The organism is Rhodococcus sp. MSC1_016 (assembly GCF_023667485.2).
GTDB classification, from domain to species: Bacteria; Actinomycetota; Actinomycetes; order Mycobacteriales; family Mycobacteriaceae; genus Rhodococcus_F; species Rhodococcus_F oxybenzonivorans.
In genome coordinates this window covers 2240610-2258939 of record NZ_JAMOZI020000001.1, presented here as the reverse complement: position 1 = coordinate 2258939, position 18330 = coordinate 2240610, and the positions used below count along the sequence as shown (strand labels likewise).

Genomic DNA, 18330 nt, shown 5'->3' with positions numbered 1-18330 from the left:
CATTACTCCTTCGTCCGTGGGCGAGCGGTGCATCATGGTTCGGCGCCCTGTCGGCGCGCGCCGGATCACGGTGGCGTCAGCGCGCCCAGGAACGACTCGGCCCATCGATGCACATCGTGCTCGACAACCTGCTCGTGCAATTTCGTCATACGACGCCGCCCCTGCTCGGGGTCCTGTTCGAGGGCTTCGAGGATCGTGTTTTTCACACCGTCCAGATCGTGGGGGTTGACCAGATAGGCGCCGCGCAGTTCGGCGGCGGCTCCGGCGAACTCGCTGAGCACCAGCGCACCACCCAGATCGGTGCGGCATGCCACGTACTCCTTTGCCACCAGGTTCATCCCGTCCCGCATCGGCGTCACCAGCATGACGTCCGCGGCAAGGTAGAGCGCGATCAACTCTCGGCGGTCCACCGGCTGGTAGAGGTAATGCACCACAGGCTTGCCGATCTGACCATGATCGCCGTTGATGTGGCTGACCTGCTCCTCGATGGAGCTGCGCATCTTCATGTAGTGCTCGACGCGTTCGCGGCTCGGGGTCGCCAGTTGCACCATCACGGTGTCGGATGGATCGAGACGACCCTCGTCCAGGAGTTCACCGAGCGCTGCGAGGCGCAGGTCGATTCCCTTGGTGTAGTCGAGGCGGTCGACCCCGAGCAGCACCTTCCGCGGGTTTCCCAGTTCGCGCCGGATCTCCGCTGCCCGCGCGACGACGGCAGGATCGGTCGCATCGTCGATGAGTTGCCGGGCGTCGACGGAGATGGGGAAGGCCCCCACCCGGACGACCCGATCGTCCAGCCGCACTTCACCGAGCCCGCTGCGAAGTCCGCCGCCCGCCGCGGTGGTCTCGAGCCCGAGCAGACGCTCGGCGAGGAAAAGGAAGTTGTTGGCGCCGCCGGGGAGGTGGAATCCGATGAGATCTGCCCCGAGCAGTCCTTGCACGATCTCCTTGCGCCAGGGCAACTGCATGAACAATTCCACGGGCGGGAAGGGGATGTGCAGGAAGAAGCCGATGGTCAGATCGGGACGCATTTCGCGCAGCAGCCGCGGAACGAGCTGCAACTGGTAGTCCTGCACCCACACGGTCGCACCCTCGGCCGCCGTGCGCGCGGTCTCCTCGGCGAAATGACGGTTGACGTCCACATAGGTCTGCCACCAGCCACGATCGAACACCGGCGCGACCAGCACGTCATGGTAGAGCGGCCAGAGGGTGGCGTTGGAGAAACCCTCGTAGTAGCGGGTCATCTCGTGCGAACTGAGCTCGACCGGATACAGATGAAGTTTCCCCGACACGATCGGTTCGACCTTGGTGTCGGGGACACCCGGCCAGCCCACCCATGAGCCGCTCTCCCGATCGAGAATCGGTTCGAGGGCTGTGACGAGTCCCCCCGGGCTCCGCTTCCACCGGGTGGTCCCGTCGTCGAGTGTCTCGAGATCTACCGGGAGCCGGTTCGCCACGACGACGAAGTCGGATGTGCCCTGCGGCGTTTCATCGTTCACGCCGAAATCCCGTGGGTAGGGAGCCCCTCTGCGACAAGCCTGCATGCGTCGTCGAGGGAGGTGGAATACGGCACCACCGTGTCCAGCTTCATGGCGGTCAGAGGCCGGCGGACCGCGGTGTTCCCGGTGACCGCCCAGGGCAGTCCCAGCCTGCGGGCGCGGCCGGCGATGATCTCCAGCACCGAAAGTGCTGATGCGCAGAAGAACTGAACGTGGGTCAAGTCCAGAACGAACGGCAGGCGTTCGTTGATCGCCTCGTCCAGGTGAATACCGAAGAGAGGAACGGTGGTGACGTCGATGTCACCGGAGATACGGACGACCAGGACGCCGCCGGCACCGGGGGTGCACTCGACGGTGAGCTTGCCGTGCTCGGGCTCGGCGGCCCAACTGAAAAGCATGGTGTTTTCTGCAGAATCGTGGTGTCCCGAATGTGCACTGAGAACAGATTTCATGTCGGACTCCTCACGGTCGTAGCGACGAGGGAGACAGGCACGGGAACGGTGTGCGAACCCAGCCCGTCCTTTGCGGCTGGGGGCTCAACCGTGCAGGACACTGACGTTACCCCATCCTGTCAATTTCGGCCTCACCTCCTTCCCGGTGTGCACGCTGCCCGCGACTGCGGCGTGGTGCATAGGTTCCGGGAAGCCGGGTAAACGGGAGCTATGGAGCTCATTGCACTGGTGATACTGGTGGCTGTCGTACTGTTCGTCGTCGCACGTCAGCGTGCGAAGAAGCGGAACCAGGGCTGATTTCTCACGATGCCGCCGACCACGCCGCCATGGGGCAGACGACGATGACCGAGCGCGCATCCGACCTACGCGAGAGATTGCAGGCGACGGCGCGGGACACATTCGGCTGGGACACCCTGCGCCCCGCACAGCTCGAGGCGATGCAGGCGTTGATAACCGGCCGCGACGCGCTCGTCGTCATGGCCACCGGGGCGGGTAAATCGGCGATCTACCAGGTCCCCGCCGTCCTGCTCATAGGGACGACTCTGGTCATCTCCCCACTGATCGCGTTGCAGGAGGATCAGATCGCCGGCATCGACTCGGCGGGCGCACCCCGGGCGGTGGCGATCAACTCCACACGGTCCGCACGCGACCTCGAGGCCACCTGGCGTGCCGTCGAGAAGCAGGAGGCCGGGTACGTGTTCGTCGCCCCCGAACAACTGGCGAACAGCGACGTGATCTCCCGATTCGAGGCAGCGAACGTCTCCCTCATCGTGGTGGACGAGGCGCATTGCGTCGCCGCCTGGGGCCACGATTTCCGTCCCGACTACCTACGCATCGCCGATACCGTGCGAAGGCTCGGTCACCCACCCGTCCTCGCGCTGACCGCCACGGCGCCGCCCCCGGTCCGGCAGGAAATCATCGACCGGTTGGCGCTCGATGATCCCGCGGTGGTCGCGACGGGCTTCGACCGCCCCAACATCACCCTCGAGGTGGACCGCTACGTGAGCAGAGCGGACAAGGAACGCGCCGTACTCGACCGGGTACCGGACCTTCCGCAACCGGGATTGCTGTACACGGCGACCCGCAAGGACGCCGAATTCTATGCCGAAGAGCTGTCCGACCGCGGGCTGCGGACCGCCGCCTACCACGCCGGAATGAAAAAATCCGAGCGGGAAAACGTACACGAACAATTTCTCGACGGCCGCTTCGACGTCGTGGCTGCGACCTCCGCCTTCGGAATGGGTATCGACAAACCCGACGTGCGCTTCGTCGTCCACGCCTCCGTTCCCGACTCCCTCGACAACTACTATCAGCAGCTCGGACGGGCGGGCCGCGACGGGGAGAGCGCGTTGGCGCTGCTGTTCTACCGGCCCGAGGAGCTGTCACTCGGCAGGTTCTTTGCGTCTCACCGAGCGGACGGGGATTTTCTCGCCCAGGTGTTCGAACTGCTCCGCAGCGGTGGCCGCATGAAGATCAAGGACCTCCGCGCGGCACTCGACGCCGGGAGCCGCAAGGTGACGGCAGCGATCAACCTGCTCGAACAAGTCGACGCCGTCGCCGGAGAAGGAAGAGGCTTCACTGCCCGCGACCTGAGCACCGACGAGGCCCTGAGCCGGGCAACCGACCGTGCCGCCGCGGAGGAACGCCTGGCACGGTCGCGTGTCGAGATGCTGCGCGAGTACGCCGACAGCCGCAACTGCCGTCGTAGCTTCCTGCTCGGCTACTTCGGCGAGGCCTTCGACCCGCCCTGCGGCAACTGTGACCGATGTTGCGCGGCCGAGTCCACCGCACACCCGGAGCCCACCGGCGAGGCCGCCGCCTCCGACCAGGACGCACTCTGGCCAGTCGACACCGCGGTCGAGCATTCCGAATGGGGCCCGGGAACCGTCATGAGCGCCGCACCCGACCGGATCACCGTCCTGTTCGACGACCACGGCTACCGGACCCTCTCCGTCGCCGCCGTCGAAGAGTCCGGTGTGCTGCGGTCACGCTGAGCGGCGCACCGACCTCCTCTCCCTCGGCCGGCTGTTTGCGGTGCGCCGCCCCTCGGGTACCACTGCGGGGTGACCTCGAAGACGACCGTCGTGATAGTGACGCACAACCGGGCGACGAGCCTCTCGCGCACCCTCCTCGAACTGTCGAAACTTCGGCCCATACCCCCGATCGTCGTCGTCGACAACGCGTCCACCGACGACACCGCGAACGTCGTCGATGCGGCGCGCAGCGTCATTCCGGCCCTGACCACGATCACACGAACCCGCAATGAGGGCGCCGCCGCTCGCAACTACGGTGTGTGGGCCGCGTCGACGCCCTACATCGCGTTCTGCGACGACGATTCCTGGTGGGACCCTGACGCACTGCCCCTCGCGGAGAAGGTGCTGGACGAGCATCCCGCCGTCGCGCTGCTCGCCGCCCGCACCCTCGTCGGCCCCCAGGCCCGCAACGACCCGCTCAACGACCTCTTGGCCTGCAGTCCGCTCGGAACACGGCCTGGTGCCCCCGGCCCCTCGGTGCTGGGTTTCCTCGCCTGCGCGTCGGTGGTGCGACGATCCGCATTCGAAAACGTGGGGGGCTTCTCGCACGTGCTCGAGTTCGTGGGGGAGGAGGCGCTACTCGCACTCGACCTCGCCGCGCAGGGGTGGGAACTGTGCTACATGGAGGACCTCGTCGCCTACCACCATCCCTCCCCGGTTCGCGCGAACGCGAGCCGCCGACGCAACCGCGAGATCCGCAACGACACCCTGACCGTCGTGATGCGGCGACCGGTGCCGACCGTCGCGAGTGCCCTCATCTCCCTCATACTCGCGGCGGTCCGGACACCGTCCGCGGCGCCGGCGTTGTTCGACACGATCCGCAAGCTTCCCGCCGCGGTCGCACACCGGCGGGTTGTGCCCACTCACCTCGAACGCCGTCTCGAAGAACTCGAGAGGAGCCGGCCGTGAGCGGCGCCGAACCGCAGAAGCCGTCGCCGGTCACGGTGGTGGTCATGACCTACAACCGGTGCGCCGAGCTGCGCAAAACCCTCGCCCACATGACCACCCTGCCCGACCGTGCACCGATCATCGTGGCGGACAACGGCTCCGGTGACGGCACCACCGACATGGTGCGGCGCGAATTCCCGCAGGTCCGGCTCCTCGCGTTGGGGGACAACCTCGGCGCCGTCGCCCGGAACCGGGCCGTCGAGCTGGTGACGAGCCCGTATGTGGCGTTCTGCGACGACGACACCCGCTGGCAACCAGGTGCCCTGACCGTCGGTGCCGCGGTCCTCGACGCGCATCCGACGATCGGATCCGTGACCGGCAAGTGCTTGGTGGCACCCGACCTTGTCGAGGACCCGATCACTCCCGAGTTCCGGGACTCACCGGTACCCGGGCCGTCGTGGCTGCCGGGTCCGGCTGTCCTCGGCGTGATGGCCGGCCTCACGATGTTCCGGGTGGAGGCATTCCGTCAGGTCGGCGGCTTCTGCGAGAAGATGTGGCTGGGCGGCGAGGAGGAACTCCTCGCCCTCGATCTCGCCGCCGCCGGCTGGTGGATGATGTGGAACGAGGAAATGGTGATCCACCACGAGCCCTCGGTGAGCCGGGACGCCACCCGCCGCCGGCAACTCGGTATCCGCAACACACTGTGGACCCTCTGGTTGCGGCGTCCGGTGCGAAGCGCGGCGCGCCGCTCGCTGGTGATCCTGCGTAGCGCCCCGAAAGACCGCGCTACCGCGGCTGCCCTGCTCGAGGCCCTCAGGTCGACCCCGTGGGTTCTGCGTCACCGGCGCGTGGTGCCCGACACCGTGGAAGCCGGACTGGTGCTCCTCGAGGAACCGCAGTCCCGGTCGAAGGCGCGCCGATACATCGGCTGACCCGAGCCTTGTCCGCGTCAGTCGGAGTCGCCATCATCGGCGGCGACGGTCTCGACCACCTCGTGCGCCACGGTGACCAGCTTGACGTTCCTGCGCTGCGAGTTCGTCACCAGCATCCGGAACGCCTCGTCGGCCGATATCCGCTCCGCCGCCATGAGAATTCCCTTCGCCTGCTCGATGACACCGCGCGTGACCATGGCCTTTTTCAACCCGGCCACCTCGTCGTGGGCTGCCGCCGCCTCACGCGTCATCCTGGCCACCACCTCGGCGAGACTGGTGAAGATCCTCAGCAACGCCACATCGAGATCGCCGAATCCATGGCTGCCGAAACTGTACAAATTCAGTGCACCGGCGTGCGCCTCACCCAGCCGCAACGGCGCCGACAGGTAGCTGGCAGCACCGATGTCGTGCACGTCGGCCGCGAACGCCGGCCACCGTTCGACAACCTCGTCGACCCGCACCTTGACGATCTGCCCCGTGGTGGCCGCCTCCAGGCAGGGGCCCTCACCGTTGCGGTACTGGTTCAGGTCGATGTCCACTGCGCGCCGATCGGTGCACGCCGCGGTCTCGGCATGCCCATCCTCGCCCACCAGGGTCACACCGGCCATGTCCGCTTCGACAATCGTCGACACCACACAGTCGCACACTTCCTGCAGGAAACCCTGCAGCTGCGCGGGGGTGGTCAGACGGCGCTGCAGGTTGTCCAGCGCTCTCGCAACTGCGTCGACACGTGCGGTGGTGTCGACGTCGGCACGGGGGTGCCGCAGAGTGTCGTCGGCACCGAGATCCTCGGGCAATGGCACTACTCTCCCTATTTCAGGCGAGCGAGTACCCATGCACCCGCCGCCACTTCAGCGGTATGGCAGGTGTCTCTACCGAACAAACATCCGAATAATACCGCCTCGCCGCGCCTCCTCCGATTCGAGACCGCAGTCGCAGCATCCGGAATGTCGTCACCGCTGGTGACGGGGTGGGAGGACCTCCTGGGCCTTCATCTTCGCCCCCTGTACGACGAGGTGCCATGCGTTCGCGTCACCCGCGAGTACCGCCTCCGCCGTCGACTTCATCTGCTCATAGGTGGCGTGCGGGGGAATCGGTGGAACCTCGGGGTCACAGCGAACATCGAGGACCACCGGCACGGAGGCGGACAGAGCGCGATCCCAGGCGGCGCCGAGCTCGTCGGGCGAGCCGACGGCCACGGCCTCGAGTCCGATGGTCCGTGCCAGGTCGGCGTACGACACGTCCGGGAGAGTCTGCGATTCCTCGAACTTCGGTGCGCCGCCCATCGCGCGTAACTCCCAGGTGACCTGATTGAGGTCGTTGTTGTGGAAGATGCACACGATCAGGCGGGGGTCGGTCCACTCCCGGTGGTAGCGGGCGATGGTCAGGAGTTCGGCGAGCCCGTTCATCTGCATCGCCCCGTCACCGACGAGCGCGACAACCGGACGGCCGGGATGCGCGAACTTGGCGCCGATAGCGTAGGGGACACCCGCACCCATGGTGGCCAGCGTGCCGGACAACGATCCGCGCATGCCTTCCCGCAACCGCACGCACCGCGCATACCAGTTGGTGGACGACCCCGAATCGGCGGTGAGAATGGCACCTTCCGGCAAGCGCTCCGACAACTCCCACGCCACCCGCATCGGATTGACCGGCTGCGCCGACACCATGCACTGGCGCTCGACGGTGTCCCACCACCGCCGAACACCCCGTTCGATCTCCTCCCGCCACAACCGGTCGACCTTGTGTTCGAGCAACGGGATCAGCGCCGCCAGAGCAGCTTTCGCGTCGGCAACGATATTGACCTCCGTGGGGTACCGCATCCCTATCCGGGTGCCGTCGATGTCGATCTGCACGGCCCGCGCCCGGTCGAATGCGGGCAGGAACTGTGAGTAGGGAAAATTCGACCCGACGATCAGCAGCGTGTCGCAGTCCCGCATCAGCTCGTAGCTGGGCCGGGTGCCGAGCAAGCCGATCGCGCCGGTGACGAACGGCAGATCATCGGGAAGCACATCCTTCCCGAGCAGCGCCTTCGCCACGCCCGCACCGGTCCGGTCCGCCACCTCACACACTTCGGCAGCGGCACCGCGTGCGCCCTGTCCGACGAGAATCGCCACCTTCGTCCCCGCATTGAGGATGCGAGCGGCACTGTCGATCTCTTCGGCTGCAGGCTCCACCCAGGATCCGCTCACGCCAGGCGGACTGGACGGCACCTGCTTGAACTCGTGCGCCGGGGGAGTGTATTCCTCCTCCTGCACATCAGCGGGGATGATGACCGCCGTCGGCGCCCGCCGTGCCAGAGCGGTGCGGAACGCCCGGTCGAGAGCGTTGGGAATCTGAGCGGCCACATTGACCTCGACGAGATAGTCGGCGGCCACATCCTTGTACAGCGACTGCAGGTCGACCTCCTGCTGATAGCTGCCGCCCATCGCGCTGCGCGATGTCTGGCCGACGATGGCCACGACCGGAACATGATCCAACTTGGCGTCGTACAAGCCATTGAGCAGATGGACCGCACCCGGCCCGGACGTCGCCATGCACACACCGACCCGGTCGCTGAACTTGGCGTAACCCGTCGCCTCGAACGCAGACATCTCTTCGTGCCGCGCCTGTACGAAACGAGGGTCGTTGCCGGAGCGACCGAACGCCGCGACCAACCCGTTGATGCCGTCCCCGGGATAACCGAAGACGTACTCGACGCCCCATTCCCGTAAGCGGGACAACACCTCGTCGGCAACCGTGCGAGACATATTGTTCTCCTTCGTGGCGGGCACTCGTCGAAATACCCAGCACTGCGAGACCGAATCCATCCGTTCCGCTTCTCATCGACGTCGACGAAAAGCGAAGGCTGATCGGGTCGTTCAACGCCTACAGTTTCCGAGCCGAGGCGTTCGACCCACTCGACCAACGGCTGATGACGCTACTGACAGCAGCCGCGGCCACCGCAATCAGCAACGGGTGGCGGTGGCAGAATGCCCGGGACCACATCGAACAGATGAAGCTCGCCCTGACCTCCCGCGCCGAGATCGATCAAGCCAAAGGCGTGCTCATGGCCCTGCACGGAATAGACAGCGACGAGGCATTCCGCCGGCTGGCGCACATCTCGCAACACACCAACACGAAGCTGCACGACGTGGCCCGCGACCTCCTGCGGTCCTGCACGGGCAACCTCTGACACCGCGGTTCGCGCGCACCACGGACGGTCGTCGACCGGCATCCACGCGGGGCTGGCGTAGCGCCGCAACAGAGAGGACCGTGGAGTCATGAGCAAGGAATCCGACCTGACGCGTGTGCTCGCCGCAGCGCGTCGCATCCGCGAGGCAGTGCGATTGCGCGCCGTCCGGGGGGAGAGCGTCGGCATCCTGCAGGCGTGGGGCGGATGCACGACGGCACAGGCCGGCCGCGCCTTCGATCAGAATTCGAGCGCAGACGGATGTTCGGTGGAGGCAGCGCGGCTGCGGGAGCTGGTGGATTCGGCGGCCAACGGCCGAAACGATCCCGACTGGGATTGACTGCCGCCGTCAGCTTTGTCGGACGAGCAGTTCTGCCGGCCGGACTGAGCCCTCGGTGATCCGGCGGGCAACATCTCGCAACGCGACGCCGTTTCCCTGTGCGTAGTCCTCGAGCGCGGCGCGTGCCGCCGCCGGGGCAATGCCCAGCGTGCCCGCGACCAACCCGGTGGCATGACCGACATGCACCCGATCGTTGAGCAACGACATGGTCCGCTCCGCCAGGCGCCCCGTACGCGGTTCACCACGCTCCTGAGTGAGGCCGAGAACCGCCAGCCGGGCCAGAATCACGGACAGCCCGCGGTCGTGGGCTGAAATGGCCTCCGTCTGCGTGTACAGCAAATTCAGTCCGCCTACCGTGCGCCCGTCGAGGCGCATCGGTACGGCGAGCACCGACCGGTACCCCGCCTCGAGTACGGCGGAGGTGAAGTCCGGCCACCGACCGGTGAACTCACGCAGATCGCTCGCCTCCACCATCTCCGAGGTTCGGATGCAGTCGATGCACGGGCCCTGGTCGATCTGAGTCTGCAGCAACTCGACCAGCCTGGCGCGCTCGTCGGACGCGGCGACCACGGCGACGCCGCCCCGCGGATCGACGACCATGATTCCGGCGGCATCGGCATCGAGCACGTTCACGCAGGTGCCGGCGATCTGATACAGCGTTGAACCGCTGTCAGAGGAATCGTCGACGAGTTGCGCTGTGATCGCGGAAAGCGCGTCGACCAGATGAGAAGTCGCGTCCGGCACATCTTCGAGCATACGGTGTCACCTCCTTATGGTGCGGAATCGTCAGTCGTTGAGGTCGTCGACACTCCTCAGTCGTTGAGGTCGTCGACACTCCTCAATCGTTGAGGTCATCGACACCGATGCGTTGCTCCAGCACGTCGCGCGCGACGTCCAGGACGGACCGGTTCTTCATGAACGCGTGCCCGCGCAATCGCACGAACGCATCGGCCAGGCTGATGTGCAACCGGGCCGCAAGGATCCCTGTGGCCACGTTGACATCCTGATACGAACCGTCCCGGCTCCAGAGTTCACCCGCCGCAGCATCCCGTTCGGTGTGTTCGAGCAGCGCCACGGTAATCAAGTCGGCCAGCACGGCCGCATCACCGAGAGTGCGCGGCGTAAGCCCACCCACCCGGCGGCGGTAGAGGTCGAGGGTGCCGAGCATGATGCCGCCGATTTGTAACGGAAACGCGAACACCGCGGCCGCCCCGACCGCCCGCGCAGCCTCCGAGAAGCCCGGCCAACGATCCTCGTCGACACTGAGGTCGCTGACGAGTACGGGGGAACCCGAGGCGAAGGCGAGCACGCCCGGACCCTCACCCAAGGTGTACTGCTGATCGTCGAGGGTCCCACCCCATTCGTCGCTCGCCCCGAGCATGTCCTGGGCCGAGGCGGTGGCGCGGATGGTGAGCGCCGCCGAGTCGATTCCACCGAGCAGTTCGACCGCCGCGCAGCACACAATCTCGGCCCAAGCACCTTGCCCGCGCACGTCGGAGGCCGCGGCGACCGCACGCCACAACGACCGCCGTCGCTGCTCGTTCACGACCTACCCCTCACCGCCGTCGATTGCCTGTCGTGTCCAGCCTACGAGTTCCACCGTCGTACGGGCGTCACCCCAGCAGCATGACACGTCGCGCGAAGGGGTTTGGCGCGCGCAGTCCGGGGCATAGCTACAACAGTGGGTCCGTCGAGGACACACGCTTCGCAGCGCTGTCGAGGAGGAATCATGGGTACCGAACCAGGCGAGCAGCTCCAAGAGGAGCCGCAAGCCGAACGGGGTCCCGTCGGCTCACGCGACTCGGGTCCGGACGAAGCCGGGGCGGGTCCGTCGGACCGGGAGCCGGGAACTTTAGATCAGGAGGAAGTGGCCACGACGGGTGAAGGCCCCGATCCCGGTCGGGAACACGTCGCCGGGCCGGCCGGCGGCTCCACTCCACCGGGAGACGCCCAGCCCGCAACACCGCCCTACGACGGCCGCACCACCAGCACGGCCGAGGGCCGTCCGGAGCACGACGAGCACGTCGACGCGAACCGGCTCCAGGACAAGGATCCCGACGACACCGCCCGCGGAGCGGTAGCGTCACCGTCGGAGGAGAAGCCGGCGGCCGACACCGAGCAGGCGGAGTCGAGCGACGAGGGCGTCGGACCTGCACACGAAACAGGTGTCGGTAAGGGCGAAGACAAGAAGTGAACCGGGCCGCCGCCTCTACGGACGGCGGAGTTTCTTCTTGTGGGAGCTGTCACAAAAGGGCGCAATGCCGGTTCTTCCACACCGGCACAGCGCCACCGTGGCCCGGTTCGACGGTAACGGGTTACCGTCGGTATCGAACAATTGCGCCGAACCGCGGACGAGAAGTGGCCCATCCGGGCACACCGTGATGGTCACGTCGGATCCGTCGGTTCCCGTTGTGAAATTGGAGTCCATATGACCACCTTGCACTCTCGGTCGTTGTCGGAGACAGTGGCCCCTTCCGGATCCGCGATGCCGTTTCCTGCATCACGCGGCCCCGTGAGCGAGCTCTTGTTCTCCATTCTGCGCGGAGACGTCGAGGACAGCGAATCGTTGGTGACGGCGGCGCGTTCCCTCGCAGAGACTTCCGCGGACACGACGGTCGACGGGCGTCCCGCCATCCTCTACGACGAGGACGCCCAGATCTGTCTCACCGCCCTCTACGAACTGCATCTGCAGGGCATTGCGGGCGTCGGAGACGACTGGGAGTGGAACACCGATCTGCTCGCGGCGCGGGAAGCTCTGGAGGTTCCGTTCGAGGCGGCCATCCGGATCGTCGCGAACCCGCCGACCGATACAACAGATGTGGTGGCGGAACTGTGGAGAATGACCGCACCCACCGCCGGACCCGGTCTGTCCACCTTCATGGCACGCGACGCCGACCGCCAGCACTTCCGCGAACTGCTCGTCCACCGCTCACTGAACCAGCTCCGCGAAGCCGACGTGCACACGCTCGGCATCCCGCGACTCGCCGGCGCACCGAAGGCGGCGTTGGTCGAAGTGCAATCGGACGAATACGGCGGTGGCCGCCCCGAACGCATGCACTCCGCGCTGTTCGCTACCACCATGCGGGAACTCGGGCTCTCCGACCGCTACGCCCACTACATCGACGCCGTTCCGGCGATCACCCTGGCGTCCCTGAACGCGCTCTCGCTCTTCGGTCTTCACCGCCGCCGTCTGGGTGCATTGGTCGGGCACCTCTGCGCGGTCGAAACCACCTCGGCGTTGCCGAGTAAGAAATACAGCGCCGGACTGACCCGGCTCGGCTTCGGCAAGGCCGCCACGCTGTTCTTCGACGAGCACGTCGAAGCCGACTCCGTGCACGAGCAGATTGTCTGCCGCGACCTCGCGGGCGGTCTGGTGTCCGCGCGCCCGTCGACCGGCGACGACATCCTGCTGGGCGCCGCGGCGTGCCTCGCGTTCGACGACCTCGTCGGTGACCACGTGACCCGATGCTGGGAACAGGGCATCAGCTCACTGCGGCAGGCGATCGAGTAGACGCCGAACCGCGCCTCAGGTTCCGGATGCCGCGACCGCGCTCTCGAGGTCACTGAGCGACGTCTCGAGATGCGTGATGATGCGCTGCAGGTGGGGGACCGCGTGACGGTCGCCGACCACGCCGACATCGAGTTGCCCCGCCCGACTGGTGACCGTGATGCTCAGCGCCTGACCGCCGAGGATCGTCGGCACCGGATACACGGCGTCCAGGCGGGCGCCGTTCCAGTACCGCGGCCTCGACGGGCCCGGCATGTACGAAATCATGACGTTGAACGGCGGGGGAGTGTCGTCGACGAACCTCCGCACCGGTTCGAGCAGTATCGGACTGATCGCGAGCGCGCTCATCAGCTGGAACTGGTTGTGGCTGAGCGCACCGAACACCCTGTGCGTGTGTTCCATGGCGTCCGTGATGCGCGCCAGACGCGCTGCCGGATTGCGTTCATCGGTGGCCAGGCCCACGACCATCGCACCCACACCATGATCCCGCCCGCGCGGTCCGATCGCAGGACCGCCGAGGTCGAGTGGCACCGGCAGCATCGCCGTCAACGGCGCATCCGGTAGGGCGTAATTCTCGAGCAGATAGCTGCGGAGCGCGCCCGAACACATCGCGAGAACGACCGTGTCGATGGTGGTGCGGGCGGCCGATGCGACTGCCAGCAGGCGACGAATCGGCCACGAACGCGCCGCCACCTTCCGGGCCCGGCCCACCGGCACGTTCAGCATGGTGGGGGGCGACTGCAGGGGGAGGGTCAGATGCTGTTCACGGAGGCCATCCAAGGTGGCCTTCGCGGCCGCCGGGACCACACCCACCAGGCTGGTCGCCGCCCGCCAGCCCGCACGGACGGCCGCCACCGGGAAGGGTGAGGTGCGCTGTGACATCGCCGCGACACCGGGTGTCCACGGCGCCGGGCAGTTCGTGTCGTCGGGCTCACTCGACAAGGCATGATGGAGCAACCGCAAACCCGCCGGACCGTCCATCAGCGACAGGTGAATCTTCGAGTACACGGCGGTCCGCCCGTCGGCAAGTCCTTCGATCACATGCATCTCCCACATCGGATGCTGCGGATCGAGCGGTATGCCGTGCATTTGGGACACCAGAGACAGCAAATCGTCCATCCGTCCGGCGCCCGGCACCGCGCTGTGCCGCACGTGATACCCCAGATCCAACCGATCGTCGACCGACCACCACGGATAACCGACTCCTCGAAGCGGGCGAACCGCCCGCTTACGAAACAGCTGGGACGACTCCTCCTGGGAAGTCAACGCCTCGAACATCGTCCGAGCGTGGTCCGCACCGGCCTCGGCCGGCGGATCGAACAGTTCGAGCGCCCCCACGTGCAGCGGATGGGACGGTGTCTCGAACAGCACGAACAGCGCCTCCATGGGGCTCATCACCAACATCCGCACCCCCGTTCGGGCGACCACGAGCCACACTGGCACGTCGACGTGTCCATCGATGGGATCCTGCTGATCCGGACCGGACGGCAGAGCCCCACACCACGGCAGTAAGCAGACCACGAAAAGGCTGTCGCCATGCCCATTTCGGTGCCGCCGATTCGAAATTCCGTCACCACCGCACACCGCATACGGCCCGGAACATGCCCGGCAACGGCCACGAATGTGGCGATGATTCGACTGCTACCGCCTCGGGTATGCGGTCAGCACGTCGCAGTCATACCCGGGTACGACTTCGGCCAGGTCTTGTCGGTTGAGCCCTACAGCCGACGAGGCCGTGCTTCGGCACGACACCGGTCTTCCGGGTCGGCGGACGCGGCGATCAGGGACGCTTCACCACCCGGTCGCGGCGCCCGCGCCAGGCAGTCTCCGTACCGATCCGCGAACAACGATCGTGTTCTATCGACGAAAGGCTCTCTGCGGTACCACGGTTCGGATCGGAGTCGTCCATCTGCGTCGGCGTCGACCGGAAGTATCCGTCGATCAACTCGAGGGCGCGGTCCGAACACAGCGCGGGCGGTGGGGTCCGCCCGATCCCGAGTCCCTCGATGACGACGATGCTGCCGCGCCCGACCCCCTCCGCACCGAGCGACCACCCGAAGTGCCGGTTCCACACCAGAACCGCATTGCGCCCCGGCAGGTAGCGCAACCGCAACGGCAGGACCAGAACGACATCGACGCCCTCGGAGTCCCACCAATCGATCGAATCGGCATGAACGCACCGGGCGACCGCGTTGATGTAATCCCGAACAGTTCGCCCGTCGGCAACACCTGTTCCAGTTTTCATCGTTCACCGCCTCAGCTGTAGAAACACGACATACCCTGGCCGGTTGCGGTTGAAACTTCACGCACAGCCCGTCTATTCGACGGGTGCTCGCCGCCGCCGTTGGGTAGCCTCGCGGCATGCCTTACTTGGAGCGGTCCGAAGACGTGTTCGTTCTCTACCTGGGCGAGCGGGGAAGTCGCGACAGCGAAAATGCCTTCCACCCGGACTGGCTCGAGCAGGTCGCGGATCTGCTGGACGAGGTCGAAAGCACGGACGGTCCCGGCGCACTCGTCACCACCGCCGTCGGCAAGTTCTACTCCACCGGCCTCGACACCACGTGGGTTGTGCAGAACACGGACAAGCTGAACTCCTACATCGACCGCGTGCAGGAACTGTTCGCCCGGATACTGACGTTCCCGCTGCCCACCGTCGCAGCCCTACCCGGACACACTTTCGGTGGCGGCGCCATCCTGGCCACCGCCCACGATCACCGGATCATGCGCGAAGACCGCGGCTACTTCTGCCTGCCCGGGATCAGCATCGGCGCCAGCTACGCGCCCGGCAGCATTGCCCTCCTCGCGGCGCGACTGCCTGCGCCCGCGGCGCACACCGCCCTCGTCACCGGTCACCGCTACGGCGGTGCCGAAGCGCACGCCGCGGGCCTCGTCGACGACGTCGCCGCCGAGGACGTCGTCCTCCCCAGAGCGATCGAACATGCCCGCGGGCTGGCCGCCACCCGCGGCCGCACCCTGCGCGAGATCAAAACCACCCTCTACTCCGACGTCGTCGCATCTCTGCGCACCCCTGTGCAGAATCTCCAGGCTCAGGAGGCACTCAGCGCAGACTGACACCCGTGGAGGTGCCGGATCGGCGGGTGCGTGTCCACTCGTCGAGAAGGAACCCGAGGCCCATCCCGAGCATCCATACATCCTTGCTGACCGCTAACCCGTTCTCGTTCGGCCAGATACTTCCCGGGTTACGCAGTCCCGGTGTCCGCGCATACATCGCGACCAGACCACCGGAAAAGGCGGTGAGTGCCGCGCCGGCCAGCGCGGTCGGCACGAGCGGCACCAACAGTGCGGCGCCGGTACCGATCTCCGCCACCGACAGCAACTTCAGAAATCGTGCCGGCGGCACTCCGTTCAGAAAGGGAAAGGCGCCCGCGGCCATGCCGTGGATACCCGCGGCCGTCTGCTCGTCGCCGGGCCACTTCTGAAGTCCCGAATGCAGGATGAAACCTCCGGTCGCTATCCGTCCGGGCAGCTGTCCGAGTGTGGGAAGTCGCATTGGTTATCTCCTGCCGAGTACGAGGAAACGCCGGAATGGCTCCCTTCAGCCTCCCATCCGGCCGCCCGGCCGGGGAAGCCTCGGCCGGACCCTCGAGCGGGTGCAGGGTGTGCGGAGACGAAGTCGTCGATGATGCTGACAACCTCACCAGGCGCCTCCAGATGCGGATAGTGGCCGACACCATCGAGGACGGCGAGCCGACTGCCCGGCATTGCCTCGTGCGCCGCATAGGCGTGAGCGACGGGAATGATTCGGTCCGAGTCCCCCCAGATCAACTGGGTGGGCCGGTCGGCGTTCAAATAGAGGCGGCTCAGCGCACTGACGGCCTGACCCCGGTAGTCGACGACGGCGCGCAAAGTACGCAGAAATGCCTGCCGCGTATCCGGATCGGAGAGCGATGCGTAGGACTGCCACATCTCGTCCCCCCGCACCGACCGCAGACCCGCCGCCCCCAGCCACGAGCGCACTGTGTTCCCCGCCTCACGCACGACCCCCGGCGCGATCAGAGGCAGGAGAAACTCGGCTCCCGGCGCAGCCAGCAACCGGAGCGTCCAATTGACATCGCGTCCCAGCCCACCGCTACCGATGAGCACCAACCGATTACACAGTTCCGGATGCTGGTAGGAAAATTGCATCGCCACTCCGCCGCCCAACGACTGCCCGACGACCGTCACCCGTGGGATGCCGAGTTCGTCGAGGAGATCGCGCAACCACGCGGCGAATGCGCCGAGGGAGTAATCACCGCGCGGTTTGGCGGACCTGCCGTGGCCCGGCAGGTCCGGCGCCAGAACCTGATACCGGCGCGAGAGCTGGGGGATAACCGCACGCCAGGTGTCGGAGCTGCCGGCCATGCCGTGTATCAGCAGGAGCGTCTCACCCTCACCGGAGAGGTGATAAGCAGCTTCGTCCCCGTGCAGTTCAGTGCGTTGGAGGCGAGACATCAACGCAACCTTCCCTTCGAATGGCGCCGAACGTCGTATGCTACCCATCCTCGCCGAACCCGCAAGGCCTCCGAGCCGGCGTATCCGCGTCATGGCGTGCAGGTCATGGGATACAGGTCAGGGCAGGTCGAGGCGTGCCTGCTCAGGCGCAGCGGCGTTGTCGACGACACAGAAGAGGTTGCCCTCGGTGTCGGCGAGGACCACGAAATCGGAGTCGTCGGGGTAACGGTCCCAGGGCACCCGTCGTGCGCCGAGCCCGACGAGTCGTTCGATCTCGGCCGCCTGGTCGTCGCTGTCCCTGGCATAGAGGTCGAGGTGCATTCGCGGTTCGGGCTCGGCATCGTGGTCGCTCTGCTGGATCGACAGCAGTGGCCGCCCGTCGGGCAGATACAGGTTGGTGAAGCCGTTGCCGCCGAACGGATCGCCGGCGGTCAGCCCGAGTGCCCCGGCCCAGAACGCGGTTGCCCGGCGGATGTCGCGTGCCCCGATGACAGTGGTCCCGAAAATCAGCATGCGCAAAATCTATGTCGATCGTCCCCGTCCTGTGGCCACGTTCGCCCGAAGAGCACCGCTCAGTCGGCGACGTCGCGGTGTGCCAGGACCTTCACGATCCGCAGGCGTACCAGCAGTTCGCCTGCGACGCCATTGCGTTCGCCGAACTCCTCGGCTCGGTCGACTCCCATGTACCGGCCACCGAGCCGCGCCGCCCACCGGCGCAGCTCGGCAGGATCCTCGGACACCTCGGCTGTGCCGGTGATCACAACGTACGCGAACGGTGGACGGTCGTCGTCGACACACAGCGCGGCACGCCCGTCTCGGAGGAGGTTGCGTCCTTTGACGGTGGTCTTGCCGGTCGTGAACACGAGGTCGTCACCGTCCAGGACGAACCAGATGGGGGCCACGTGGGGGCTGCCGTCGGCGCGGACGGTCGACAATTTGCCCGTGCGTGTTCCCGCCGAGACGAAGGTGCGCCATTCCTCGTCCGACATCCGCTCAGCCATGCCGTCATTCTCACACCTGAACCATCCCGGAAGCGGTACAACGCGACGACGCGCGT

21 protein-coding genes are annotated in these 18330 nt (G+C 66.6%); 8 read left to right on the top strand and 13 right to left on the bottom strand.

Features of this window, described 5'->3' with window-relative positions; genetic code table 11:
* Window positions 1-65: 65 nt before the first annotated feature.
* A complete protein-coding gene (locus tag L1080_RS10555) occupies window positions 66-1496 on the bottom strand; it encodes an alpha,alpha-trehalose-phosphate synthase (UDP-forming) (protein ID WP_250768028.1) in 1431 nt (476 codons plus the stop codon).
* Window positions 1493-1948: an STAS domain-containing protein gene (locus tag L1080_RS10550; protein WP_159922430.1), complete on the bottom strand. Its 456-nt coding sequence runs from the start codon at window positions 1946-1948 to the stop codon at window positions 1493-1495. Before L1080_RS10550 ends, L1080_RS10555 begins: the two co-directional genes overlap by 4 nt.
* A gap of 341 nt (window positions 1949-2289) precedes the next feature.
* On the opposite strand from L1080_RS10550, the gene L1080_RS10545 reads away from it, so the two are divergent.
* The 3 genes from L1080_RS10545 to L1080_RS10535 all read left to right on the top strand — a co-directional run bounded on the left by L1080_RS10545 (window position 2290) and on the right by L1080_RS10535 (window position 5801).
* Window positions 2290-3942, top strand: a complete 1653-nt coding sequence (locus L1080_RS10545; protein WP_250768026.1) for a RecQ family ATP-dependent DNA helicase — start codon at window positions 2290-2292, stop codon at window positions 3940-3942.
* A gap of 69 nt (window positions 3943-4011) precedes the next feature.
* The gene (locus L1080_RS10540) at window positions 4012-4890 is read left to right on the top strand and encodes a glycosyltransferase family 2 protein (protein WP_250768024.1); all 879 of its coding nucleotides are present in this window, start codon (window positions 4012-4014) and stop codon (window positions 4888-4890) included.
* Complete coding sequence (locus L1080_RS10535; protein WP_250768021.1) at window positions 4887-5801, top strand: glycosyltransferase family 2 protein; 915 nt, start codon at window positions 4887-4889, stop codon at window positions 5799-5801. The genes L1080_RS10540 and L1080_RS10535 overlap by 4 nt, the downstream gene beginning before the upstream one ends.
* A gap of 17 nt (window positions 5802-5818) precedes the next feature.
* Here L1080_RS10535 and L1080_RS10530 read toward each other — a convergent pair whose 3' ends face one another.
* Window positions 5819-6604, bottom strand: a complete 786-nt coding sequence (locus L1080_RS10530; RefSeq protein WP_250768017.1) for an ANTAR domain-containing protein — start codon at window positions 6602-6604, stop codon at window positions 5819-5821.
* 150 nt (window positions 6605-6754) lie between these two features.
* The gene (locus tag L1080_RS10525; protein WP_250768014.1) at window positions 6755-8551 is read right to left on the bottom strand and encodes a thiamine pyrophosphate-requiring protein; all 1797 of its coding nucleotides are present in this window, start codon (window positions 8549-8551) and stop codon (window positions 6755-6757) included.
* 164 nt (window positions 8552-8715) lie between these two features.
* On the opposite strand from L1080_RS10525, the gene L1080_RS10520 reads away from it, so the two are divergent.
* Both L1080_RS10520 and L1080_RS10515 read left to right on the top strand, forming a co-directional pair.
* A complete protein-coding gene (locus L1080_RS10520) occupies window positions 8716-8976 on the top strand; it encodes an ANTAR domain-containing protein (protein ID WP_250768011.1) in 261 nt (86 codons plus the stop codon).
* Window positions 8977-9064: 88 nt separating this feature from the next.
* The gene (locus L1080_RS10515) at window positions 9065-9313 is read left to right on the top strand and encodes a hypothetical protein (RefSeq protein WP_250768008.1); all 249 of its coding nucleotides are present in this window, start codon (window positions 9065-9067) and stop codon (window positions 9311-9313) included.
* A 9-nt stretch (window positions 9314-9322) separates the two neighbouring features.
* Here L1080_RS10515 and L1080_RS10510 read toward each other — a convergent pair whose 3' ends face one another.
* Window positions 9323-10069, bottom strand: a complete 747-nt coding sequence (locus L1080_RS10510) for a GAF domain-containing protein (RefSeq protein WP_159922442.1) — start codon at window positions 10067-10069, stop codon at window positions 9323-9325.
* 82 nt (window positions 10070-10151) lie between these two features.
* Window positions 10152-10859 (bottom strand): ANTAR domain-containing protein, encoded by a 708-nt coding sequence (locus L1080_RS10505; RefSeq protein ID WP_250768005.1) that lies wholly within the window; start codon window positions 10857-10859, stop codon window positions 10152-10154.
* A 183-nt stretch (window positions 10860-11042) separates the two neighbouring features.
* On the opposite strand from L1080_RS10505, the gene L1080_RS10500 reads away from it, so the two are divergent.
* Window positions 11043-11507, top strand: a complete 465-nt coding sequence (locus L1080_RS10500; RefSeq protein ID WP_159922444.1) for a hypothetical protein — start codon at window positions 11043-11045, stop codon at window positions 11505-11507.
* 15 nt (window positions 11508-11522) lie between these two features.
* On the opposite strand, the gene L1080_RS10495 is transcribed toward L1080_RS10500, so the two are convergent.
* Window positions 11523-11741 (bottom strand): CDGSH iron-sulfur domain-containing protein, encoded by a 219-nt coding sequence (locus tag L1080_RS10495; RefSeq protein ID WP_109330043.1) that lies wholly within the window; start codon window positions 11739-11741, stop codon window positions 11523-11525.
* Between L1080_RS10495 and L1080_RS10490 the strand changes: the two genes are divergently transcribed.
* Window positions 11742-12824: an iron-containing redox enzyme family protein gene (locus L1080_RS10490; protein ID WP_374433036.1), complete on the top strand. Its 1083-nt coding sequence runs from the start codon at window positions 11742-11744 to the stop codon at window positions 12822-12824.
* A 15-nt stretch (window positions 12825-12839) separates the two neighbouring features.
* Here L1080_RS10490 and L1080_RS10485 read toward each other — a convergent pair whose 3' ends face one another.
* Together L1080_RS10485 and L1080_RS10480 are read right to left on the bottom strand one after the other, a co-directional pair.
* Window positions 12840-14225, bottom strand: a complete 1386-nt coding sequence (locus L1080_RS10485; protein WP_250768562.1) for a WS/DGAT/MGAT family O-acyltransferase — start codon at window positions 14223-14225, stop codon at window positions 12840-12842.
* Between the two features lie 376 nt (window positions 14226-14601).
* Complete coding sequence (locus L1080_RS10480; protein ID WP_250768002.1) at window positions 14602-15066, bottom strand: DUF6292 family protein; 465 nt, start codon at window positions 15064-15066, stop codon at window positions 14602-14604.
* Between the two features lie 116 nt (window positions 15067-15182).
* Between L1080_RS10480 and L1080_RS10475 the strand changes: the two genes are divergently transcribed.
* Entirely contained in the window at window positions 15183-15893 is a 711-nt protein-coding gene (locus L1080_RS10475) for an enoyl-CoA hydratase/isomerase family protein (RefSeq protein ID WP_250768000.1), read from the top strand.
* Here L1080_RS10475 and L1080_RS10470 read toward each other — a convergent pair.
* The 4 genes from L1080_RS10470 to L1080_RS10455 form a co-directional block, all read right to left on the bottom strand.
* Window positions 15880-16332 carry a hypothetical protein gene (locus L1080_RS10470; RefSeq protein WP_250767998.1) on the bottom strand — a complete coding sequence of 151 codons (453 nt, stop codon included), beginning with the start codon at window positions 16330-16332 and terminating at the stop codon, window positions 15880-15882. The genes L1080_RS10475 and L1080_RS10470 overlap by 14 nt on opposite strands.
* Entirely contained in the window at window positions 16293-17273 is a 981-nt protein-coding gene (locus L1080_RS10465) for an alpha/beta fold hydrolase (RefSeq protein WP_159922454.1), read from the bottom strand. The genes L1080_RS10470 and L1080_RS10465 overlap by 40 nt, the downstream gene beginning before the upstream one ends.
* Window positions 17274-17390: 117 nt before the next feature.
* Window positions 17391-17786, bottom strand: coding sequence for a VOC family protein (locus L1080_RS10460; RefSeq protein ID WP_159922456.1), 396 nt, complete (start codon window positions 17784-17786; stop codon window positions 17391-17393).
* Between the two features lie 59 nt (window positions 17787-17845).
* Window positions 17846-18274 carry a PPOX class F420-dependent oxidoreductase gene (locus tag L1080_RS10455; protein WP_250767996.1) on the bottom strand — a complete coding sequence of 143 codons (429 nt, stop codon included), beginning with the start codon at window positions 18272-18274 and terminating at the stop codon, window positions 17846-17848.
* Window positions 18275-18330 lie beyond the last annotated feature (56 nt).